This is a genomic window from Stenotrophomonas sp. Sm2128, from assembly GCF_030985535.1.
GTDB classification, from domain to species: Bacteria; Pseudomonadota; Gammaproteobacteria; order Xanthomonadales; family Xanthomonadaceae; genus Stenotrophomonas; species Stenotrophomonas maltophilia.
Genome location: NZ_JAPTFQ010000028.1, coordinates 22,603 through 44,896, shown reverse-complemented (window position 1 = coordinate 44,896; position 22,294 = coordinate 22,603). Strand labels below are relative to the sequence as shown.

Sequence of the window (22,294 nt, the reverse complement as noted above, 5' to 3'; positions counted from 1 at the left end):
GAAGTCTGCTGCCCATCCTCTCCCATGAGCGCGCCCGGACCGCGCCCGATCCGGCCGTTGCCGGAAATCCTGATCAACCAGATCGCCGCCGGCGAAGTGGTCGAACGTCCTGCGTCGGTGGTCAAGGAGCTGGTCGAGAACGCGATCGATGCCGGTGCCAGCCGCGTTGATATCGATCTTGAAGAGGGTGGTGTCCGCCTGATCCGCATCCGCGACAATGGCAGTGGCATCGAGCCGGAACAGCTGCCGCTGGCGGTCTCGCGCCACGCCACCAGCAAGATCGCCGATCTGGACGACCTCGAATCGGTGGCCACGCTCGGGTTCCGTGGCGAAGCGCTGCCGTCGATCGCCTCGGTCAGCCGCTTTACCCTGTCCTCGCGTCGCGCGCATGACGAACACGGTTCGGCACTGCAGATCGAAGGCGGCAAGATCGGCGAAGTGACGCCCCGTGCGCATGCACCGGGCACAACGGTGGAAGTGCGCGAGCTGTTCTACAACGTACCGGCGCGGCGCAAGTTCCTGCGCGCCGAGCGTACCGAACTGGGCCATATCGAAGAGTGGTTGCGTTCGCTGGCGCTTGCGCGACCGGATGTCGAGCTGCGCGTGTCGCACAACGGCAAGGCCTCGCGCCGCTATAAGCCGGGCGATCTGTATTCCGATGCGCGCCTGGCCGAAACGCTGGGCGAGGATTTCGCCAACCAGGCCGTGCGCGTTGACCACAGTGGTGCCGGCCTGCGCCTGCACGGCTGGATCGCGCAGCCGCATTATTCGCGCGCCAGCGCCGACCAGCAGTACCTGTACGTCAACGGCCGCTCGGTGCGCGACCGCAGCGTCGCCCATGCGGTGAAGATGGCTTACGGCGATGTGCTGTACCACGGCCGCCAGCCAGCCTATGTGCTGTTCCTCGAGCTCGACCCGATCCGCGTTGACGTCAACGTGCACCCGGCCAAGCACGAGGTTCGCTTCCGTGATTCGCGGCTGGTGCACGATTTCGTCTACCGCACGCTGAAGGACGCGCTGGCTGATACCCGCGCCGGCATGTCGGCGCAGGAGATCGGTGCGGGTCCGGTGCATCCGGTGGACGCCGCTGCTGCACCGATGGCATCGAGCGCGGGCGCATCGGGTTTCGGGCTGGCGCGTGGACCTGCGCCCGGTGCCGGCTCGGGTGGCGGTGGTGGTGGTTTTTCCGGCTGGCGCCCGCAGCAGCCCCTTGGACTGCAGGTGGCCGATGCACCGGCGGCCTATGCCGCGCTGTATGCCGCGCCGGCCGGTGCCGAACGCGGTGCTGCGCTGCCGCCGATGCCGACCGAGAACGGACTGCCGGTGACCAGTGCCGACGCCGGCGTACCGCCGCTGGGCTACGCGATCGCGCAGCTGCACGGCATCTACATCCTGGCCGAGAACGCAGAAGGCCTGATCGTGGTCGACATGCATGCCGCGCACGAGCGCATCGGCTACGAGCGCCTGAAGAACGCGCACGACGGTATCGGCCTGCAGTCGCAGCCGCTGCTGGTGCCGATCACACTCGCCGTGGGCGAGCGCGAAGCCGACACCGCCGAAAGTGAAGCCGAAACGTTGGCGGCGCTCGGCTTCGAGGTGACCCGTGCCGGTCCCGGATCGCTGCACGTGCGCAGTATTCCAGCGCTGTTGGCGCATGCCGAACCGGAGGGGCTGCTGCGCGATGTGCTGACCGACCTGCGCGAGCACGGCCAAAGCCGCCGCGTGGCCAGCGCGCGTGACGAACTGCTGTCGACCATGGCCTGTCACGGTGCGGTGCGTGCCAACCGGCGCCTGACCGTGCCGGAAATGAACGCGCTGCTGCGCGACATGGAAATCACCGAACGGTCTGGCCAGTGCAACCACGGCCGGCCGACCTGGGCCCGTTTTTCGCTGGCGGAGATCGACCGCTGGTTCCTGCGCGGACGTTGAGGGGAGCATCGATGCGTTATCGGGGAATGGGCGGCCTGCTGGCCGCCTTGCTGTTGGCCGCGTGCAGTCCGGCAACACCGCCGGCGCCGAAGGTTACCGAAGATCCGGCCTATGCGGCCGCGCAGCAGCAATGGCGGGTGGCCCGCTACCAGGACCTGACCCGGCCCGATGGCTGGACGGCCTTGGTCGGCCTGCACTGGCTGCAGAACAAATCGCACTTCGTCGGCAGTGGTGCCACCAATGGCATCCGCCTGACGGTCGGCCCGGACAAGCTGGGCCTGCTGCGTCGCGAGGGCAGCCAGTGGTGGTTCACGCCCGAAGCCGGTGTGGATGTCAGCCATGATGGCCAGCCGGTGCGCGGCCGTATCCGCATCGACACCGACAAGGATCCGCAGCCAACCCTGTTGGCCTTCGACGGTGGCAAGGGCCAGCTCAGCATCATCCGGCGCGGGCCGCGCGATGCGCTGCGGGTCAAGCATGCCGATGCGCCGGCGCGCCGTGATTTCGCCGGGTTGGAGTACTGGCCGGGTGGCCCGGACTGGCAGGTGCAGGCACGTTTCATCCCGCATCCGGCGGGCAAGACCCTGCCCATTGTCGACATCACCGGCCTGACCACCGAGATGCCCAATGCGGGTGCGGTCGAATTCGAACGCGACGGCCGCACATGGCGGCTGGAGGCGATCGGAGCCACCGGGCAGCCGCTGTTCCTGATCTTTGCCGACCGCACCAGTGGCCGCGGCAGTTATCCGGCCGGGCGCTACCTGGATACCGATGCGCCGGCAGCCGACGGCACGCTACGCATCGATTTCAATCATGCCTACAACCCGCCGTGTGCATTCACCGCCTATGCCACGTGCCCGCTGGCGCCGCCGGAAAACCGGCTGGACCTGCGCATGGAAGCGGGCGAGAAGGCCTACCACCTGTCTGAAGGAGAGGGCTGAGATGCCGTTGAAGGGACTGTTCCGTGCAACGCTGCTGATGGCAGCGTTTGCAATCGCACCGCTGGCACCGGCGCGCAATGCACCGGCCACCGACGCCGCTGCCACGGCGGCGGCCAAGCCGCCGGTGCCGCTGCTGTGGAAGGTGACCGGCCCGGGTGATTCACGCGTATACCTGCTTGGATCATTCCATCTGTTGAAACCGCAGGACTACCCGCTGTCGCCCGATGTCGAGCAGGCCTTCGAGGCCTCGCAGCGGGTCGTGTTCGAACTGTCGCCGGAAGACATGCAGTCGCCGCAGCTGGCCAGCCGCATGGTGCAGGCTGCAGTGCGCACCGATGGCAGCGAGCTCAAGCGCGATCTTGACGCGGCCACCTGGCAGAAGCTGCAGGCGTTCGCATCCGAGAACAAGCTACCGTTGGCACAGATGCAGGGCATGAAGCCCTGGTTCGTCGGCCTGAGCATTTCGGTCGGGCAGATGCAGAAGATGGGCCTGGACCCGGCGTTGGGCCTGGACCGTCATTTCATGGAGCGCGCGCAGAAGACCGGCCGCAGGACCGCTGGGTTGGAAGACATCGATACCCAGATCGGCATGCTCGACGGCATGACCGTGCAGGAGCAGCGACAGATGCTGTCCGAGGCGCTGGATCAGGCGGGCAAGGGCGATGAGCAGGCGCGCCAGCTGCATGATGCCTGGCGGCGAGGCGATGAGCGCGTGTTGTGGACGAAGATGGCCGCGGAAATGCGCCAGCAGTATCCGCAGCTTTACCAGCGCATCAACACCGGGCGCAACGATGCGTGGATACCGAAGCTGCTGCCGTACCTGCAGGCTGGGCAGGGTGGCACGCTGGTGGTGGTCGGTACGCTGCACCTTCTGGGCGGTGACGGCGTGGTCGAGAAGCTGAAGGCGAAGGGCTACAAGGTCGAACGCGTATGCACGGGGTGCAAAGCTAAACGTTGATGCTCCCCCGGGGCACAAAACAAAGCGGCGCGCCATTGGGCGCGCCGTTTTCGTATCCGCCGGTACATCGGCTCAGCGGCGGGTCTTGCCGCCGGTGCCGGTACCGGGTTCGTTGGGCTTGTTGCCGGTACCGGTGCCGGTACCCGTGCCACCCGGTCGCGGACCACCGAAACCGGTGCCCATGCTGCGCTGGAATTCCTGCCACAGCTCCAGGTTGCGCTCGGTCAACTGGTTCATCATCGCCCACGGGGTCTGGCCCAGCAGGTTGCCCATCTGCTGGCGGAACTGCTGCTGCTGGTCGAGGAAGACCTGCATGCTGCGCTCCAGGTAGTTGCCCATGAAGCCCTGCAGGGAATCGCCGTAGAAGCGGATCAGCTGGCTCAGCAGCTGGGTGGACAGCATCGGTTCGCCGTCCTGTTCCTGGTCGGCGATGATCTGCAGCAGGACCGAACGGGTGAGGTCGTCGCCGCTCTTGGCGTCACGGACTTCGAAGTCTTCACCGTCCAGGATCAGCTGGCGCACGTCCTCGATGGTGATGTAGCTGGAGATCTCGGTGTCGTAGAGACGGCGGTTCGGATACTTCTTGATGATGCGGGTCGCAGCCATTGAAGCGGTCACTCGTCACAGTAGATGCGAAGCATGGCGCAGTGCAGCAGCCGTTGCAACCGCCTCAGCCCCCGCCAGGCTTGGCTTTCACAGGGGATCATGTTGCGCAACAAGGGTTTGCGTGCTGCGCAGCATGACCATTGGCAGGGGCGGCGGGTGTGCGCCGCCGCGGCCGCCGGCGCGGCTTACCAACCCATATGGTGGCCGCCATTGATGTCCAGGTTGCTGCCGGTGATCCACGAGGCTTCCTCCGCCACCAGGAAGGACACGCCGTAAGCGATTTCCTCCGGCTTGCCGAGGCGCCCGGTGGGAATGTCGGCGACGATCTTGGCGCGCACTTCTTCCGGCACCGCCATCACCATGTCGGTCGCGACGTAGCCGGGCGAAATGGTGTTGACGGTAATGCCGAAGCCGGCGTTCTCGCGCGCCAGCGAGATGGTGAAGCCGTGCATGCCGGCCTTGGCCGCCGCGTAGTTGGCCTGGCCGTACTGGCCCTTCAGGCCGTTGATCGAGCTGATCTGGATGACCCGGCCCCAGCCGCGGCGGCGCATGCCCTCGATGACCGGGCGGGTGACGTTGAACACCGAATTGAGGTTGGTGTTGATCACATCGTGCCACTGGTCCGCGCGCATGCGATGGAACGTGGTGTCGCGGGTGATGCCCGCGTTGTTGACCAGGATCTCGACCGGGCCCAGCTCGGCCTCGACGGCGCGCACCAGCGCTTCGGCGCTGCCTGGATCGGAGACATCGCCCGGGAAGATCGACACGCTGTAGCCGCGTTCGGTCATTGCCTGCTGCCAGGCGCGGGCCTTGGCCTCGTCGCGGTAGTTGGTGGCGACCCGGTGGCCCTGGTCGGCCAGGCGTTGGCAGATGGCGGTGCCGATGCCGCCGGTTCCGCCGGTGACCAGTGCGACGCGAGATGTCATGGAGTGTTGTCCGGGTGTCGGGTGGGGGAAGGGGGATTCTGCAACATCGGCGCGGAAAGTGCGCCGGCTGGCAACAGGATGTCGGTCCGCGGCAGTCGTGCCGGGTCGAAGGCCTGCCGAGCGGTGGCCAGCAGCGTATCCAGGTCGTGCGCAGGTTCCAGCGCCCCAGGTGCCTGGCCGAGCAGCTTCCAGAGCTGGCGCAGCACGGGCAGCGGGTGCGAACTGTCCACCGGCAGCGCCGCCAGCGACTTGGACAGTTTGTGGCCCGGCGCATCCAGCAGCAGCGGCAGGTGCCAGTAGCGCGGCACCGCCAGCCCCAATGCCTGCTGCAGCAGGATCTGCCGCGCGGTGGAGTCGAGCAGGTCGGCGCCGCGCACCACTTCGGTCACTCCTTGCGCGGCGTCATCGACCACCACCGCCAACTGGTAGGCCCAGCAGCCATCGGCGCGGCGCAGCACGAAGTCGCCGACTTCGGCGTGCACGTCCTGCTGCTGCGGTCCACGCAGGCCATCGTCGAAGTGCACGATGCTGCCCGGTGGCACGCGGAAGCGGACGGCAGGGTCCGGTCGAGGTTGCCGGGCGACGCAACGATGGTGGATGCCGCCGTTGGCGGCCAGGTCGCTGCGGCTGCAGTGGCAGACAAAGGCCTGGTCGCTGGCCAGCAGCACGTCCAGCGCGGCTTGGTAGGCCTCGCCGCGGGTGCTCTGCCAGAGGATCGGGCCATCGTGGACCAGGCCGAACGCGGCCAGCGCCCGCAGCTGTGACTCGGCGGCGCCGGGCACGGTGCGTGGTGGATCGACGTCTTCGATGCGCAGCCGCCACAGGCCGCCGTTATGTCGCGCGAGCAGCCAGCTGCCGAAGGCGGCGAGCAGGGATCCGGGATGGAGCAGGCCGGTCGGCGAGGGCGCGAAACGACCGCAGGGAATGGGGGAGGTCATGCTGGCTGAATCGTCGGTCAGGTTGGCGCTTGAATTCAAGCTGACCACACCGCAAATTGACCGGTATCGACCCCTTCCGAGCCGGATTTTCCCATGTTTACCCGCATTGCCCTGTTCCTGGCGACCAACTTCGCGGTCCTGATTCTCGCCAGCATCGTGATGTCGTTGCTCGGGGTCAATCCAAGCCAGATGAGCGGCCTGCTGGTCATGGCCGCGATCTTCGGCTTCGGTGGCTCCTTCATCTCGCTGCTGCTCTCCAAGTGGATGGCCAAGCGCTCCACCGGTGCGGTGGTGATCACCGAGCCGCGCAACCAGACCGAGCGCTGGCTGCTGGCCACCGTCGAGCGCCAGGCCAAGGCGGCCGGTATCGGCATGCCCGAAGTAGCGGTGTACGAAGGCCCGGAGATCAACGCCTTCGCCACTGGCGCCAACCGCAACAACGCGCTGGTGGCGGTGTCCACCGGCCTGCTGCACAACATGAGCGAAGACGAGGCCGAAGCGGTGCTGGGCCACGAGATCGCCCACGTCGCCAACGGTGACATGATCACCATGGCGCTGCTGCAGGGCGTGCTGAACACCTTCGTGATCGTGCTGGCCCGCGTGGTCGGCGGCATTATCGACAGCGCGCTGTCGGGCAACCGCGAAGGCGGCGGCCGTGGCTTCGCCTATTACATCATCGTGTTCGTGCTGGAGATGGTGTTCGGCCTGTTCGCCACCATGATCTCGATGTGGTTCTCGCGCCACCGCGAGTTCCGCGCCGACGCCGGCGGTGCCTCGCTGGCCGGCCGCCAGAAGATGATCGCCGCGCTGGAGCGCCTGCAGCTCAACCACGGCCAGAGCACGCTGCCGACCCAGATTGCCGCTTTCGGTATTGCCGGTTCGACGGCGAAGAAGCTGTTCATGAGCCATCCGCCGCTGGAAGAGCGCATCGCCGCGCTGCGGGCGTCTACGGTGGCGTGAGCTTTCACTTGTAAAGCAGTGCAGGAACGCCTGGCCTCGCGCCGGGCGTTTTTGTTTTGCGCGCGCACGCATTGGTGGCGCCAGGCGATGCCTAGGATCATTTCCGCGACCGCGGAGGGGTGTCACTTTCTTTGCGCGCAAAGAAAGTAACCAAAGAAACGCTCCGCCGGTCGCGAGCCGTCGCTACGCGCCGGTACCCTGCGCTTCTCGGTGAATCAGGGGGCGGCGCCGAACTCGCTGCGCTCAAACACCGGCGCCTCTCCGCCCCTGATTCCCCTGCGATGCTCGGCTCGCTCAAGGCGGACTGGAAGTCAAGTTCAACGGCAAAAGCATCCACGCGTGACGTGGATCTACTGGGTGCAGCTGTGGCATTTGACCTTGGGACCCGCCTTGAGCGAGCCGAGCACCGCAGGTCCGGCGAGGGCGAAGAGGTGCGGGTGTCTGAGCGCAGCGAGTTCCCGCACCGTCCCTCGGCGGGCCGAGGAGCGCAGGGTACCGATGCGCAGCATCGGCTCGCGCCCTGGCGGCGTGTTTCTTTGGTTACTTTCTTTGCACGAGCAAAGAAAGTGACAAGCACGATCACTGCGGATACGAAAACGGCACCTTCGCAGGTGCCGTCTCCATGAACCGCTTTACGCGAAACCTCAGAACTTCGCGTCGAACTCCGCCGCGTAGCCAGTGTTCACCAGCACCTTCTGCAGCGACTCGGCCACCTTCAGGTTGCCGGCAACGATCTGGTGGGTCTCCGGGCCACGGTTGTCCATCCGGCCCAGGGTCGCGCCCTTGAAGTCGCAGACCTTGCCACCCGCCTCGCGGACCAGCAGCAGGCCGGCAGCGATGTCCCACGCCTTCACGCCGGCTTCGAAATAGGCGTCGGCGCGGCCGCAGGCCACGTAGGCCAGGTCCAGCGCGGCCGAACCGGTGCGGCGGATGTCCTCAGCCTGGACCAGCAGGGTGTCGACCGACTTCAGCTGCGCGCTGGCGCGGCTGCGTTCGCGCGGGGCGAAGCCGGTGTGGATCATCGTGCCTTCCAGATCCTTGCGGTCGGCCACGCGGATGCGGCGGTCGTTCAGCACGGCGCCGGCGCCACGGCTGGCGGTGAACAGTTCATTGCGCAGCGGATCGAAGATGACGGCATCGGTCGGCTCGCCGTTCTCGACCAGGGCGATCGACACGCAGTAGTGCGGCACGCCGCGCAGGTAGTTGCTGGTGCCATCCAGCGGGTCGATGACCCACATCTGGCGGCGCTCGCCCTGCACGCCACCTTCTTCACCGAAGATGCCGTAATCCGGGTAGGCGCGCTTGAGTTCCTTGACGATGACCTTTTCCGCGTCCGCATCCACTTCGCTGGCGTAGTCCATCCGGCCCTTCTGCACCACGTTCAGTGCCTCGAGCTTGTTGATGTTGCGCAACAGGACGTTGCCGGCGAGGCGGGCGGCCTTGACCATGACGGTGACGGCGGGTTTCTGCATGGCGTGGGCTCCCGGAAAGGCAGAAGAGATGGACTGGCGGGGGAAAAGAGCGGGTCCGGCGCAGTGGCCGGCCGCACAGTTTACCATTGGTCATCGTCCAGCTCGACCTTTTCCCTGTTCATGTCCCAGTTTCCCGCCGCCACCCGCCTCCGATTCGTCCTGGTCGGTACCCAGCACCCCGGCAACATGGGGGCTGCCGCCCGCGCCCTGAAGACCATGGGCCTGGCCCGCCTGGTGCTGGTCGCCCCCGAAAAGCCGCTGGACGAGGAGGCCTTCCGCCGCTCGGCCGGTGCCGAAGACGTGCTGGGGGACGCTCCGGTGGTGGCCACCCTGGCCGAGGCCGTGGCTGACTGCCGCCTGGTACTGGGTTGCACGGCCCGTGCCCGCCGCGTCCAGCTGGAGGAATACCTGCCGGCCGACGCTGCCGCCCGTGCGGTGGCCAAGGCGAGCGAAGGTGCCGAGGTCGCACTGGTATTCGGCCGCGAGCGCACCGGCCTGACCAATGAGGAGCTGCAGCTCTGCCACGCCGCAGTGCACATCCCGTCAGACCCGGAGTTCAGCTCGCTCAACCTGGCCGCCGCCGTGCAGGTGCTGGCGTACGAAACGCGCATGCAGCTGCTGGGCGCGCAGCCGGCCGCCGACGCCGAGCCGGGCTTCCGCGAACAGGCCGCCAGCCATGAGCAGATGGAGAGCTTCTTCGCCCAGCTCGGCGACACCCTGGGCGAGATCGATTTCCACAAGGGCCGCGCGCCGGAATCGGCGATGCGCAAGCTGCGCCGCCTGTTCCTGCGCAGCGAGCCGAGCGAGCAGGAAGTGCGCCTGTTGCGCGGCATCCTCGCCGACACCCAGCGCATGGCGCGTCTGGCCCAGGCCGGCAGCAAGGACAGCTGACGACGTTCTCATTTTTTCGGGTAGTCTGTCTGGATACCCAGGGGGGGATGACGTCTGTGTCGGGTCTGCGAAAGGCAATGCAGGGGGGACTGCTGAGCCTGGCCATGGTCCTGCTGGCCGGAGCCGTGCATGCAGCACCGGATCCGGTGCTGGTGCTGGGCCGGATCAGCGATGACCCCCGGGCTCACTACGAGCAGCTGCAACCCCTGCTGGACTACGTGGTGGCGCGCATGCATGACGTCGGCATCCAGGAGGGGCGGGTACTGATGGCCCGCGACCCGCAGCAGATGGCCAGCTATCTGCGGCGGGGACGGGTCGACTGGGTCACGGAAACCTCCGGTACGGCGGTGGCACTGGGCCAGCGCAGTGGTGCGCGGCCGCTGCTGTTGACCGAGCGCAACGGGGTGCGCGAATACCAGACGGTGTTCTTCGTGCGCAGCGACAGTCCCATCCAGCGGGTGCAGGATCTGCGCGGCCATCGCCTGGCCCTGCAGAACACGGCATCCACCAGCGCCTACCTGGTACCAGTGATGACCCTGCTGGACCATGGCCTGTCGCCGCAGATCCTGGCCGGGGTCTGGGACGTGCCAGGGCGTGACAGCGTGGGGTATGTGTTCGCGCGCAGCGAGTTGAACATCGCGACGTACGTGCACAAGGGGATGGCGGATGTGGGGGCGGTGAGCAGCGTGGACTGGAACGACGAGCGGCGGGTGCCGGCTGCATTCCGGCGCGATTTCCGCGAACTGCTGCGCACCGAACCCTATCCGCGTGCGGTGGAGATGGTCCGCGCCGACCTCGATGCCCGGGTGCGCGACCGCCTGCAGGAAGTCCTGCTGCAGGCAGCCAGCGACCCGCAGGCACAGGGCGCGTTGCATCGGTTTTTTGGCACTTCCGGTTTCCACCGTGTCGATGCGCATGCGCAGCAGCGGTTGGATGAATTGAAACAAGGATTGACGCGCGTGCGGATGGAAGTGGAATGAAGTGGCTCGGCTCGGGGATGCAGGCCCGGTTCCTGCTGGCGATGGGCGGAGCGATGGTCGTGGTGGTCGCCATCCTGGCGGTGCTGCTGGGGCGCCAGACGGCGATGCAGAGCGAGGTGCGCACCCTCAGCGGTGGCGTCATCCATGAATTGTTCGACCGCAGCGTGCGCAGCCGCGGCGAGGCGATGGCACGCGAGTTGTCCGATGCGCTGGCCAACCCGCTGTATTACCGCGACCTGGACCAGGTCGGCGTGCTGGTGCGCAGCACGGCGCGACAGCCGGTGGTGCGCTATGTACTGGTGTTCGACGAGCGCGGCCGGCTGGTGCACGACGGCTCGGTCGAGGTCCCGGGATTCGGCCAGCCGATGGCCGATCCCCTGGCACCCAAGGCTGCGGCGGCGCAGACCTTGCTGGTGCAGGAATCGCCGAAGGTGCTGGACAACACGATGCCGATCATGGTTGGCAACCAGCGCATCGGCGGCGTCCGCGTCGGCATGGCGCTGGACGAAGTGCAGCAACGCGAACAGGCGGCCAACGCCACCCTTGGCGAGCGCCTGCAACTGGTCGGCAGCCGCCACCTGGGTTGGTTGCTGCTGATGCTGGGGTTGCTGGTGGTGATCGGCGTGGTGGTGATCCTGTACGTGCAGCGCACCCTGGTCGCGCCGATCCGTGATCTTGCCGTCGCTGCCCGTCGCATCGAGGCCGGTGACTACCAGACGCCCCTGGCCGAGAACACCCGTGACGACGAAGTGGGTGAGCTGGTGCGCGGCTTCGCCCGCATGCGTGATGCGATCGCCCGCCATGACCGCGAAGTGCGGCGCATGGCCTATACCGACGCGCTGACCGGGCTGACCAACCGGCTGGCATTCCGCGAGGCGCTTGATCATCGGTTGATGGCTGCCCGTGCCGCCAATCACCGGTTGGGGCTGCTGTTCGCCGATATCGACGACTTCAAGCGGGTCAATGACACCCTTGGCCATGAAGCCGGCGATGAGGCATTGCTGCAGTTCGCCCAGCGTATCGGCCGCGCGGTCACCGAGGCCGGGGGCGATGAGGCCCTGCTGGCGCGCTTCGGCGGCGACGAGTTCGTGATCCTGGTGGGCGACGGTGATGTGGCCGCCAACGCGCGGGTGCTGGCCGAAGTGCTGGTGCGCGAGCTGGGCAAGCCGCTGGTGGTGCAGGGTAGGGAACTGTTCCTGGGTACCTCGATCGGCGTGACCCTGTTCCCCGACGATGCGGCCGATGCGACCACCCTGTTGAAGAACGGCGACATCGCCATGTACCAGGCGAAGATGGCCGGCAAGAACTGCTATCGCTATTACAGCCGGGCGATGGACCATGCGGTCGAGCGTCGCGTGCATATGGAACAGGAGCTGCGCGGTGCCTGGGAGCGCGGCGAACTGCGCCTGGCCTACCAGCCGATCTTCCGCATGCGCGACCGCCGCATGGTCGGCGTCGAAGTTCTACTGCGCTGGCAGCATCCGACACTGGGCACGATCCCGCCCTCGGTGTTCATCGAAGTGGCCGAGCAGAGTGGGCTGATCGAGATCATCGGCCCGAAGGTGCTGCGCGCGGCCTGCATGGAAGCCTCGCAGTGGCCGCGCGGGGCGGCCGGGGACGACCTGTTCGTGTCGGTGAACGTGTCGCCACGGCAGTTGCGCGGCGGTGAACTGCCGGCGCTGGTCGCGCAGTGCCTGCATGAGTCCGGGCTGCCGGCGTCGCGCCTGCACCTGGAGCTGACCGAAACCGCCGTGATCGGCGACGAGATGGTTGCCGCGCAGCTGCTGGACAAGCTGCACCGCACCGGTGTGAAGGTCTGGCTGGATGATTTCGGGACCGGCTTCTCCGGGCTCAGTCATCTGCGCCAGGTGCCCGTGGACGGCGTGAAGATCGACAAGAGCTTCGTGGCCGACATGCAGCGTGATCCCGACGACCTCGCGCTGACCACAGCGATCATCGCCATGGCCCACGCGCTGGGCATCACCGTGGTGGCCGAAGGCATCGAGCAGCAGGCGCAGTTCGAGCTGCTGGCGCAGCGCGGCTGCGACCTTGGCCAGGGCTACTGGCTGAGCCATCCGGTGACCGCCACCGAAGTGGTTCGGATGATCGAATCGGGCGTCTGACCCCAAAAAAGGGGACGGAGGGAATTAAGTCGCAAATGCATAAGCGACTTAATTCCCTCCGTCCCCTTTTTTGTTACACCGGGCGCTTGCTCGGGTCGCCGGGCAGTTCGCGCACCAGTTTCGGGATCAGATAACCGGACAGGCGTGCGGTCAGGCCGGCAATCAGCGCCTTGGCCTGGGCATCGTCCACTTCGAAGTGGGCCACGCCCTCGACCCGGTCCAGCTGATGCAGGTAGTAGGGCAGTACGCCGGCGGCGAAGCTGCGCTCGCTCAGGTCCTGCAGGGCCTGCACGCTGTCGTTGACCCCGCGCAGCAACACCGCCTGGTTCAGCAGCTGGGCGCCGATGCCGCGCAGGCGGGCCATCGCCGCGTCCACGCTGGCGTCGAATTCATTGGCGTGATTGGCGTGGACCACGATCGCCAGCGGCCACGGCAGGCTGCCCAGCCAGGAGACCAGTTCATCGTCCACGCGCTCGGGCAGCACGATCGGCAGCCGGGTATGGATGCGCAGGCGGCGGATATGCGGGATCGCGCGCAGGGCGTCGGTCAGCTCGACCAGCTTGTGCGTGGCCAGCGACAGCGGGTCACCGCCGGACAGGATCACCTCGTCGATGTCCGGGTCGGCGGCGATGGCGGCTACGGCTTCCTGCCAGCCACCCTTGGCGGCGTTCTCCGCGCCATAGTCGAAGTGGCGGCGGAAGCAGTAGCGGCAGTTGATCGCACAGCTGCCCGTCGCCACCAGCAGGGCGCGGCCACGGTACTTCTGGATGACGCCGGTGGCCTTCTTGGCCGCACCATCACCCACCGCATCGAAGCTGAACCCGGGCGCCGGGCGCATTTCCTCGTCGATCGGCAGCACCTGGCGCAGCAGCGGATCGGCCGGATCGCCCTTGCGCATGCGGGCCACGAACCCCTCCGGCACGCGCAGCGCGAACTGGGCCATGGCCGCTTCGGAGACGCCCAGTGCCGCCGGGTCCAGCTGCAGCCGGGCCAGCAGCGCCTGCGGGTCGCGCAGTGCCTGGCGCCAGAGCTGCTGCCAGCGCGCGGGCGCGCCTGGCGACTGGGGCCGGGGGAAGGCGGAAAGCTGCATGGAGAGGGGCCTGCGGTTATCATGGGGGCAGAAAACAGTCGCCCACCGGCATCCGGTGGGCTTTCCATTCTAACGGCTCGCCGCACCCGCGGCGTTTTTGCCACTCAGGAGTTTACGCATGGCCAGCTACGGCATGAACGACGTCAAGAACGGGATGAAGATCCTGGTCAACAACCAACCGGCCGTCATCATCGACACCGAATACGTCAAGCCGGGCAAGGGCCAGGCCTTCACCCGCGTGAAGTACCGCCTGATCAAGGACGGCCGTACCCAGGAAGTGACCATGAAGTCGACCGACTCGCTGGATGCAGCCGACGTCGTCGATACCGACATGAACTTCATGTACAGCGACGGCGAGTACTGGCACTTCATGGACCCGGAATCCTTCGAGCAGGTCCAGGCCACCAAGGCCGGCATGGGCGGCGCCGAGAAGTGGCTGAAGGGCGAGGAGTCCTGCGTGGTCACTCTGTGGAACGGTGAGCCGATCTTCGTGCAGCCGCCGAACTTCGTCGAGCTGAAGATCACCGAAACCGATCCGGGCGTCCGTGGCGACACCTCGGGCGGCGGCGGCAAGCCGGCCACCCTGGAAACCGGCGCCGTGGTCCGCGTGCCGCTGTTCGTGAACCAGGACGAAGTGATCCGCGTCGACACCCGTTCGGGCGAATACTCCGCACGCGTCAAGTAATCCGGCGCAGCCGGATTACGGTAGTGCCGGCCGCTGGCCGGATACGCGCCATCGCGTTCGCGCTGGCGCTCCCATGATCTGCTTCGGCAGATCATGGGCTCCGCTTCACGGGTCTCCAGACCCCGCCGCTTCGCGGCAGCCCCTGACTCAGGGGCGTGTCCCCCAGAAGTATCTCGCCGCCCCCCAGCCAGTGAGCCCGCATGAGCGATAGCCCGCACCTCCCCGAAGCCTGCGACCTGCTCATCGAAGCCGGTTACGTCGTTCCGATCGAGCCGCATGCGGTGGTGCTGGAAGACCATGCCGTTGCCGTGCGTGGCAGCGAGATCGTGGCCATCCTGCCGCGTGCCGAGGCGCGCGCACGGTTCCGCGCCACCCAGGTGGTCAGCCGCCCCGAGGCGGCGCTGATGCCGGGCCTGGTCAATGCGCACACGCACAACCCGATGACCCTGCTGCGCGGCGTCGCCGACGACCTGCCGCTGATGACCTGGCTGCAGCAGCACATCTGGCCGGTGGAAGCGGCGGTGATCGGCCCCGAATTCGTCGCCGACGGCACCACCCTGGCCATCGCCGAGATGCTGCGCGGCGGCACCACCTGCGCCAACGAGAACTACTTCTTCGGCGATGTGCAGGCCGCCGTCTACAAGAAGCATGGTTTCCGCGCGCTGGTCGGCGCGGTCATCATCGATTTCCCCACCGCCTGGGCCAAGACCGACGACGAGTACTTCGCCAAGGCCGGTGAACTGCATGACCAGTGGCGCACCGATCCGCTGATCGGCACCGCGTTCGCGCCGCATGCGCCGTATACGGTCAACGATGCCAACTTCGAGCGGGTGCGGATGCTGTCCGACCAGCTCGACATGCAGGTGCACCTGCACACCCACGAGACCGCGCAGGAGATCAACGATTCGATCAAGCTGCACGGCCAGCGCCCGCTGGCGCGGCTGGATCGCCTCGGCCTGGTCAACGACCGCCTGATCGCGGTGCACATGACCCAGCTGACCGATGCGGAAATCCACCTGTGCGCCGAGCGTGGCGTCAGCGTGGTGCATTGCCCGGAATCGAACCTGAAGCTCGCCTCCGGTTTCTGCCCGGCCTGCGCCCTGCAGCGCGCCGGCGTGAACCTGGCGATCGGCACCGATGGCTGCGCCAGCAACAACGACCTGGACATGTTCAGCGAGAACCGCACCGCGGCGATCCTGGCCAAGGCCGTGGCCGATGACGCCACCGCGCTGGACGCGGCGACCACGCTGCGCGCGTCCACCCTGGGCGGTGCCCGCGCGCTGGGCTTCGGCGAGCGCATCGGTTCGATCGAAGTCGGCAAGCAGGCCGACCTGGTCTGCGTCGACCTGTCCGCACTGGAAACCCAGCCGCTGCACAACGTGCTGTCGCAGCTGGTGTACGCCACCGGCCGCCAGCAGGTCAGCGACGTCTGGATCGCCGGCAAGCCGAAGCTGGTGCAGCGCGAGCTGGTCGGCATGGACCTGCCGGGCATCATCGCCAACGCGCGCCAGTGGCGCGAGCGCATCCGTCATATCCGCGCCTGAACCCCGGCGCCGCAAGGACTCCCTCATGACTGCCCCCCACGCTTCCTCCAATTTCGATCAGGCCGAGCTGGACAAGTTCGCCGCGCTGGCCAACCGCTGGTGGGACGCTGACGGCCCGCAGAAGCCGCTGCATGCGCTGAACCCGGTGCGCCTGAAATACGTGGCCGACCGCGTTCCGCTGCGCGGCGCACGCGTACTCGACATCGGTTGCGGTGGCGGCCTGTTGAGCGAAGCGCTGGCCCAGGCCGGCGCCGACGTCACCGCCATCGACCTGGCCCCGGAGCTGGTCAAGGTCGCGCGCCTGCATGCGCTGGAAAGCGGCGCCAAGGTCGATTACCGGGTGCAGGCCGCCGAGGACCTGGCCGCCGAGCAGCCGGGCAGCTTCGATGTGGTGACCTGCATGGAAATGCTGGAGCACGTGCCAGACCCGGGCGCGATCATCGAGGCCTGCAAGCGCCTGCTGAAGCCGGGCGGCCACCTGTTCCTGTCGACCATCAACCGCACCGCTGCCGCCTTCGCAGTGGCGATTGTCGGTGCCGAGTACGTGGCGCGGCTGCTGCCCAAGGGCACGCACCACTACCAGGAATTCATCAAGCCGGCCGAGCTGGCGCGCTGGCTGCGCGAGGCCGACATGCAGCTGGTGGACGTCAGCGGCATGGCCTACGAGCCGTGGCGCAACCACGCCCGCCTGAGCAGCCGCACCGACATCAACTACCTGGCCTACGCGGTCAAGCCGGCATGACCTCCGCCCGCTTCCCGCGTGCGGTGCTGTTCGACCTGGATGGCACGTTGCTGGACAGCGCGCCGGACTTCGTCGCCACCTGCAACGCGATGCTGGCCGAACGTGGTCGTGCACCCATCGATCCGGCCGCACTGCGCCCGGTGGTGTCGAAGGGCTCGCGGGCGATGGTCTCGGCCGCGTTCCCGGACCTGGATGCCGCTGCGCGCGATGCACTGATCCCGGAATTCCTGCAGCGCTATGAAGCGTTGATCGGCCAGCACGCAGTGCTGTTCGACGGCGTGGCCGGCATGCTCGCCGCGCTGGATGAGGCCGGTACGGTGTGGGGCATCGTCACCAACAAACCCGAGTACCTGGCGCGCCTGATCCTGCCGCAGCATGGCTGGCAGCAGCGCTGTGCGGTGCTGGTCGGCGGTGACAGCCTGGCCGAACGCAAGCCGCACCCGCTGCCGCTGCTGCACGCTGCGCAGGCCATTGGCATTGCCGCCGAAGACTGCGTGTACGTGGGTGACGACGAGCGCGACATCATCGCCGCACGCGCTGCCGCCATGCCGTCGGTGGCGGCGCTGTGGGGCTACCGCCTGCACAGCGACGACCCGCTGGCCTGGCAGGCCGACGTGCTGGTCGAGAACGCCGAACTTCTGCAACTGGCCAGTCTCTGGCCGACCCGGCCGGCAGCCCCGGCCCAGCCGTAAGGAATCACGTAGTGAGCAGTACCGCGCTGGACAGTTTCCTCGACAAGTGGCGCAGCCGTTGGCCGGAATGGTCGGTGGCCGCCCCGTTCGTGGCCGAATCGCAACGCGAGCTTGCCGTGGCGTGGTTCGCGCTGCTGCAGGAGTTCGACGACATGCTCAATACCGGCGGCGATCCGCTGCCGGCCGATGCCAAGCTGGCATGGTGGGGCGAGGAACTGCGCAGCTGGGCCGGGCATCGTTCGCGCCATCCACTGGGCCGTCTGCTGGAGCCGGTGCGTGCGCCGTGGGCGCAGTTGGCCGAGGCGCTGCCGGATCTGGTTGAAGCACGCACCGTCGCGCTGGACGCCGCCAGTGCCGAGCGTGCGCTGGCCAACTACGCTGAAGCCGTGGCTGCGGTCGAGGCGGCCTTGTTCGCGGACAAGCCGCGCACCGGTGCCGGTCGTGCGGTGCAGCTGCAGACCCTGGCCCAGCGCCTGCAGGATGCCGGCGTGGCCGGTGTGCCGCGCAGCCTGCTGGACGGTGATGCCAGTACGGCTGCACAGCGCTGGGCGCAGCACCTGTTGAAGGGCTGGGGCACGCGCGTGCCCGGCCCGCGACCGCGCCGTGTGTGGTCCAGCCTGGCGCGCGCCCGCGTTGCCGCGCAGGCCGCAGGCAAGCCGATTGAAGCGACCCCGGTGCGCACCTTGTTGCGCGTGTGGTGGGCTGCGCGCGGTTGATCGATCTTCGCTGTTGACTGCTTCTGGTGGGTGCGGGCCTTGGTCCGCACGCTCTGTGAGGTTGTGCGACCAAGGTTGGCACCCACCAAAGCGCATTGCGCGCGTTACTTGCGTTCCAGTACCAGCAGCGGATCGATACGGGTATCGAACCAGTTCATGCCCCAGTGCAGGTGCGGGCCGGTGGCACGGCCGGTGGCGCCGACCGCGGCGATCACCTGGCCTTGTTCCACACGGTCGCCAACTTTTACGTCGATGCGCGACAGGTGCAGGAAGTTGGAACTGACCCCGAAACCGTGGTCGAGCAGCAGCGTACCGCCGGTCAGGTACAGGTCCGGCCCGGCGAAGGTGACGATGCCGGCGGCCGGTGCCTTCACCGGCGTGCCGGTCGGTACCGCGATGTCCATGCCGGAATGACCGGCACCGGGCTGCCCGTTGTACACGCGCGCATTGCCGAAGCGACCGCTGATGCGGCCCTGCACCGGCCAGATGAAGGTCTGGGTGAAGTCGGTGCGGTCGTCATCGCGGGCACGCGCGGCGGTCACCTGCGCCTGTTCGCGCTTGATCCGCTCGGCAATCGCCGGCGGCGGGTTGACCGTCTTCGGCGGCACGCCGTTGACCCGCTCGGTGGGCCAGTCGCGCGGCGTCACCACAATGGTCGCGGTCTCGCTGCCACCATCGGGGCGCTGCACCTGCACGCGCAATGGTCCCTTCTCGTCGCGGCCGATGCCGAACACCACGCTGCCGTAGCCGCTCACCCGCAGCTGGCGGCCGGCGTACTGCACGCGGCTGCCGGCGGGCACCTTGCCGATCACCAGTGCGCCCTGCGACGCACTGGCCGGGAACACCACGCGGCTGTCGATCAGGCTGCCGATGGCATCCTGCGCGTGAGCCGACGGTACGCTGAGCAGGGGCGCCGCCAGCAGCAGCGCCCCGGTAAATAGGGCCGCGCGCATCAGCGGTCGTAGGTCATGCGCTGGCCGGCGGGTTCGCCCACCAGTTTGCTGCCATCCCACACCAGCTGGCCGTTGACCCAGGTGGAGGCCACGCGCGAACGGAAGGTCGTGCCTTCGAACGGCGACCAGCCGCACTTGGACAGCACGTCCTCGCGCTTGACGGTGAACGGCACGTCTTCCACAAGCACCATGTCGGCGAAGTAGCCTTCGCGCAGGAAGCCGCGTTCTTCCACGTCGAACAACTGTGCCGGCGCGTGGGCGAATTTCTGCACCACCTGTTCGCGGGTCAGCTTGCCTTCGTGCACGCGCTCCAGCGCGGCCACCAGCGCGTACTGCACCAGCGGCAGGCCCGACGGTGCCTGCGCGTACGGCTTCTGCTTCTCTTCCCAGGTGTGCGGCGCGTGGTCGGTGGCCAGCACGTCCAGCACGTCGTCGGCCAGCGCAGCGGTGATCGCCTCGCGGTCGGACACTTCCTTGATGGCCGGGTTGCACTTGATCAGGTTGCCCTTGGTCGCATAGTCCGGGCGCGCGAAGTGCAGGAAGTGCACGCAGGTCTCGGCGGTGATCTGCTTGCGGCTGCCGTCGGCGCGGATCAGCGGGCCCTTCTCGAACAGCGCCAGCTCGTCGGCGGTGGAGATGTGCAGCACATGCAGGCGGGTGCCGTGCTTGCGCGCCAGCGACATCGCCAGGCGGGTCGACTTGATGCAGGCCTCGCGCGAACGGATGTCCGGATGCATGTCCGGAGTCAGCGCATCGCCGTACCTTTCCTGGAAGGCCTTCAGGTTGGCATCGATCATCGGCGTGTCTTCGCAGTGCGTGATGATCGGGGTCGGGCATTCGCGGAAGATCGCATCCAGCGTTTCCGGGTTGTCCACCAGCATGTTGCCGGTCGAAGCACCCATGAACACCTTCACGCCCGGGGCCTTCTTCGGATCCAGGGCACGGATCGCGTCGAGGTTGTCATTGCTGGCGCCGTGGTAGAAGCCATAGTTGGCCCAGGCGCGGCCGCGCGCGAGCTCGTACTTGGCTTCCAGGATGGTCGAATCCAGCGTCGGCGGGTTGGTGTTGGGCATGTCCATGAAGCTGGTCAGGCCACCGGCCACGGCCGCGGCCGATTCGCTGGCGATGTCGCCCTTGTGGGTCAGGCCTGGTTCGCGGAAGTGCACCTGGTCATCGATCATGCCGGGCAGCAGCCAGCGTCCGGCCGCATCCACCACCTGTTCGCCGTCGCGCGGCGCCAGCCCGCTGCCGATCTGCGCGATGCGGCCGTTCTCGATGCGCAGGTCGCCGTCGAAGGTGCGGCCTTCGTTGACCATCCGGGCGTTGGTGATGAGGGTGGAGGACATGTCAGTGTTTTCCTGTGCAACGGCAAGAGGGGGCGTTGGGAGACTCGGGCACGGGGTCGAAGCCGCCGGGATGGAACGGGTGGCAGCGACCGAGCCGGCGTGCAGCCAGCCAGCTGCCGCGCAGCGGGCCGTGCCGCGAGATGGCTTCCATCGCGTATTCAGAACAGCTCGGCACGAAACGGCAGCGTGGCCCCAGCAAGGGGCTGATGAAGCGCTTGTAGAAGCGCAGCAGGGCAATGAGCAGGCGCGAGATCACCCAGTCATCTTATGCCAGTTGGCATGAAGGCCGCATTTGTGCAGGATGGGCCGTTGGTCGCATGTCGCCGATGGCCTGCGACCGGTACCAGCACCTGCGGGTGCTGGCCAGGTTCCGTACCGCGCAAGGCGGTCCGTGTTCGTCGGACTGCCTCCAAGGGCGCCTTGACTCCAGGACTGAATGGAGCAGGGTGCCGAGGTTGCTGCTGCGGGTCGGGTAGGCTATAAAGGCCCGCTTTCCCGGGCCCCGGGGAATCCAAGGAAGAGCGTTTCGTGGCTGCTAAAAAAACTGCAAAGAAGGCCGCAACGGCCGCCAAGAAAACCGCCAAGCCTGTTGTGAAGAAGTTGGCGGCAAAGCCCGTTGCCAGGAAACCGGCCAGCAAGCCGGCGACCAAGGCAGCGTCCTCGCAACCGGCGGCCAGGAAGGCCACCGCAAAGAAAACGCCGGTCAAGGCAACCAAGCCGGTGGCGAAGAAGGCTGCTGCGCCCGCCAAGGCCAAGCCTGCCGCTGCCAGCAAGAAGGCGCCGGTGGTGAAGAAGGCCGCCAGCAAGGCCGCGCCGGTGAAGAAGGCTGCCGCCAAGCCAGTGGCGAAGAAGGCAGCAACCAAGCCGGCGCCGAAGGCGGTGGTGAAGAAGGCTGCAGCCAAGCCGGTCGCCAAGCCCGCAGCAAAGAAGGTCGCTGCGGCCAAGCCGGTCGCCACGCCTGCCGCTGTAAAGAAGGTTGCCAAGAATGTTGCCGCGCCGGCCGTAAAGCCGACCCCGGCCCCAGTAGTGAAGTCCGCACCGAAGCCTGCTGCCAAGCCGGCTCCGGCCAAGCCTGTCCCGGCCAAGACCGTGGCAGTGGCAGCAGCCCAACCGGCCTCCAAGCCGGCCCCGGCCGCCGCTCCTGCCGCCTCGAAGGCCCCGCAATCCAAGAATCCCGTGCCCGTTTCGAAATCGCCTGCCAAAACCGCCGTGAAATCCGATTCCGCCCCGAAGACCGTGTCGCGCCCTGTCGGCAAGGTTGCCGTGGCCGTCGCCGCCCGCTCGGCGGCACCGGCCCCGCGCAGCAAGTACAAGGTGGTCGAGTACAAGACCGACGAGGCCACCGGCCGCCCGATCCTGCCGGCTGGCTACAAGCCGTCCTCGGAAGAGGAATACATGAGCCCGCTGCAGCAGGAGTACTTCCGCCAGCGCCTGCAGAACTGGCGCGCGGACCTGGTGGAAGAGTCCAAGCAGACCATCGAGAACCTGCGCGAGGAAGTGCGTGACATCGGCGACGAAGCCGAGCGTGCGACCCGCGAGACCGAGAACTCGCTGGAACTGCGTACCCGCGACCGCTATCGCAAGCTGATCGGCAAGATCGACAGCACCCTGAAGCGCCTGGAAGCGGGCGACTACGGTTACTGCGTCGACACCGGCGAGGAAATCGGCCTGGAGCGCCTGGAAGCGCGCCTCACCGCCGAACGCACCATCGACGCCCAGGAGCGTTGGGAGCACTTGCAGAAGCAGCAGGGCGACTGATTCCCGCTCGTTGTATGGTCATGCAGAAAACCCGGCTTCGGCTG

General features: G+C 67.3%; 21 protein-coding genes. 13 read left to right on the top strand and 8 right to left on the bottom strand.

Going from position 1 to position 22,294, the window contains the following annotated elements:
• The first annotated feature begins 24 nt into the window (after window positions 1-24).
• From mutL to O0K41_RS10265, 3 genes are read left to right on the top strand one after another with little or no spacing between them, the layout of a single operon-like run.
• Entirely contained in the window at window positions 25-1,929 is a 1,905-nt protein-coding gene (mutL, locus tag O0K41_RS10275) for a DNA mismatch repair endonuclease MutL (RefSeq protein WP_308304499.1), read from the top strand.
• An 11-nt stretch (window positions 1,930-1,940) separates the two neighbouring features.
• Window positions 1,941-2,870, top strand: coding sequence for a DUF1684 domain-containing protein (locus O0K41_RS10270; RefSeq protein ID WP_005410393.1), 930 nt, complete (start codon window positions 1,941-1,943; stop codon window positions 2,868-2,870).
• A 1-nt stretch (window position 2,871) separates the two neighbouring features.
• On the top strand, window positions 2,872-3,828 hold the full coding sequence (locus O0K41_RS10265) for a TraB/GumN family protein (protein ID WP_108270388.1): 957 nt from the start codon (window positions 2,872-2,874) through the stop codon (window positions 3,826-3,828).
• Window positions 3,829-3,900: 72 nt separating this feature from the next.
• On the opposite strand, the gene phaR is transcribed toward O0K41_RS10265, so the two are convergent.
• From phaR to gluQRS, 3 genes are all read right to left on the bottom strand, one after another.
• Window positions 3,901-4,434, bottom strand: a complete 534-nt coding sequence (gene phaR, locus O0K41_RS10260) for a polyhydroxyalkanoate synthesis repressor PhaR (protein ID WP_049451648.1) — start codon at window positions 4,432-4,434, stop codon at window positions 3,901-3,903.
• 185 nt (window positions 4,435-4,619) lie between these two features.
• Window positions 4,620-5,360, bottom strand: coding sequence for an acetoacetyl-CoA reductase (phbB, locus tag O0K41_RS10255; protein ID WP_005410389.1), 741 nt, complete (start codon window positions 5,358-5,360; stop codon window positions 4,620-4,622).
• The gene (gluQRS, locus tag O0K41_RS10250; RefSeq protein ID WP_012480843.1) at window positions 5,357-6,298 is read right to left on the bottom strand and encodes a tRNA glutamyl-Q(34) synthetase GluQRS; all 942 of its coding nucleotides are present in this window, start codon (window positions 6,296-6,298) and stop codon (window positions 5,357-5,359) included. The genes phbB and gluQRS overlap by 4 nt, the downstream gene beginning before the upstream one ends.
• Window positions 6,299-6,391: 93 nt before the next feature.
• Between gluQRS and htpX the strand changes: the two genes are divergently transcribed.
• Window positions 6,392-7,258, top strand: coding sequence for a protease HtpX (gene htpX / locus O0K41_RS10245; protein WP_005410387.1), 867 nt, complete (start codon window positions 6,392-6,394; stop codon window positions 7,256-7,258).
• A gap of 644 nt (window positions 7,259-7,902) precedes the next feature.
• Here the strand turns inward: htpX and O0K41_RS10240 are convergent.
• Window positions 7,903-8,730 carry an inositol monophosphatase family protein gene (locus O0K41_RS10240; RefSeq protein WP_005410386.1) on the bottom strand — a complete coding sequence of 276 codons (828 nt, stop codon included), beginning with the start codon at window positions 8,728-8,730 and terminating at the stop codon, window positions 7,903-7,905.
• 120 nt (window positions 8,731-8,850) lie between these two features.
• On the opposite strand from O0K41_RS10240, the gene O0K41_RS10235 reads away from it, so the two are divergent.
• From O0K41_RS10235 to O0K41_RS10225, 3 genes are read left to right on the top strand one after another with little or no spacing between them, the layout of a single operon-like run.
• Window positions 8,851-9,621, top strand: a complete 771-nt coding sequence (locus O0K41_RS10235) for an RNA methyltransferase (protein ID WP_099606072.1) — start codon at window positions 8,851-8,853, stop codon at window positions 9,619-9,621.
• A gap of 47 nt (window positions 9,622-9,668) precedes the next feature.
• A complete protein-coding gene (locus O0K41_RS10230; protein ID WP_049451653.1) occupies window positions 9,669-10,601 on the top strand; it encodes a phosphate/phosphite/phosphonate ABC transporter substrate-binding protein in 933 nt (310 codons plus the stop codon).
• Entirely contained in the window at window positions 10,598-12,724 is a 2,127-nt protein-coding gene (locus O0K41_RS10225; protein WP_088435930.1) for an EAL domain-containing protein, read from the top strand. The genes O0K41_RS10230 and O0K41_RS10225 overlap by 4 nt, the downstream gene beginning before the upstream one ends.
• Before the next feature lie 73 nt (window positions 12,725-12,797).
• On the opposite strand, the gene epmB is transcribed toward O0K41_RS10225, so the two are convergent.
• The gene (gene epmB, locus O0K41_RS10220; RefSeq protein WP_049451655.1) at window positions 12,798-13,814 is read right to left on the bottom strand and encodes an EF-P beta-lysylation protein EpmB; all 1,017 of its coding nucleotides are present in this window, start codon (window positions 13,812-13,814) and stop codon (window positions 12,798-12,800) included.
• A 118-nt stretch (window positions 13,815-13,932) separates the two neighbouring features.
• On the opposite strand from epmB, the gene efp reads away from it, so the two are divergent.
• The 5 genes from efp (at window position 13,933) to O0K41_RS10195 (ending at window position 18,193) form a co-directional block, all read left to right on the top strand.
• Window positions 13,933-14,499 carry an elongation factor P gene (gene efp / locus O0K41_RS10215; RefSeq protein WP_005410381.1) on the top strand — a complete coding sequence of 189 codons (567 nt, stop codon included), beginning with the start codon at window positions 13,933-13,935 and terminating at the stop codon, window positions 14,497-14,499.
• A 200-nt stretch (window positions 14,500-14,699) separates the two neighbouring features.
• Entirely contained in the window at window positions 14,700-16,043 is a 1,344-nt protein-coding gene (locus tag O0K41_RS10210) for a TRZ/ATZ family hydrolase (RefSeq protein ID WP_005410380.1), read from the top strand.
• Between the two features lie 25 nt (window positions 16,044-16,068).
• Window positions 16,069-16,785: a bifunctional 2-polyprenyl-6-hydroxyphenol methylase/3-demethylubiquinol 3-O-methyltransferase UbiG gene (ubiG, locus tag O0K41_RS10205; protein ID WP_005410379.1), complete on the top strand. Its 717-nt coding sequence runs from the start codon at window positions 16,069-16,071 to the stop codon at window positions 16,783-16,785.
• Window positions 16,782-17,477, top strand: a complete 696-nt coding sequence (locus O0K41_RS10200; RefSeq protein ID WP_005410378.1) for a phosphoglycolate phosphatase — start codon at window positions 16,782-16,784, stop codon at window positions 17,475-17,477. Before ubiG ends, O0K41_RS10200 begins: the two co-directional genes overlap by 4 nt.
• A gap of 11 nt (window positions 17,478-17,488) precedes the next feature.
• Entirely contained in the window at window positions 17,489-18,193 is a 705-nt protein-coding gene (locus O0K41_RS10195) for a phytoene synthase (RefSeq protein WP_012480837.1), read from the top strand.
• 104 nt (window positions 18,194-18,297) lie between these two features.
• Here the strand turns inward: O0K41_RS10195 and O0K41_RS10190 are convergent, their stop codons facing one another.
• The 3 genes from O0K41_RS10190 to yidD are packed head-to-tail and all read right to left on the bottom strand — an operon-like array spanning window position 18,298 to window position 20,748.
• A complete protein-coding gene (locus tag O0K41_RS10190) occupies window positions 18,298-19,146 on the bottom strand; it encodes a M23 family metallopeptidase (protein WP_164222840.1) in 849 nt (282 codons plus the stop codon).
• Complete coding sequence (locus O0K41_RS10185) at window positions 19,146-20,492, bottom strand: dihydroorotase (RefSeq protein ID WP_088435929.1); 1,347 nt, start codon at window positions 20,490-20,492, stop codon at window positions 19,146-19,148. Before O0K41_RS10185 ends, O0K41_RS10190 begins: the two co-directional genes overlap by 1 nt.
• Before the next feature lies 1 nt (window position 20,493).
• Window positions 20,494-20,748: a membrane protein insertion efficiency factor YidD gene (gene yidD, locus O0K41_RS10180; RefSeq protein ID WP_005414016.1), complete on the bottom strand. Its 255-nt coding sequence runs from the start codon at window positions 20,746-20,748 to the stop codon at window positions 20,494-20,496.
• A 272-nt stretch (window positions 20,749-21,020) separates the two neighbouring features.
• Here yidD and dksA point away from each other — a divergent pair, with 272 nt between their 5' ends.
• On the top strand, window positions 21,021-22,250 hold the full coding sequence (dksA, locus tag O0K41_RS10175) for an RNA polymerase-binding protein DksA (protein WP_005410374.1): 1,230 nt from the start codon (window positions 21,021-21,023) through the stop codon (window positions 22,248-22,250).
• The last annotated feature ends 44 nt before the right edge of the window (window positions 22,251-22,294 follow it).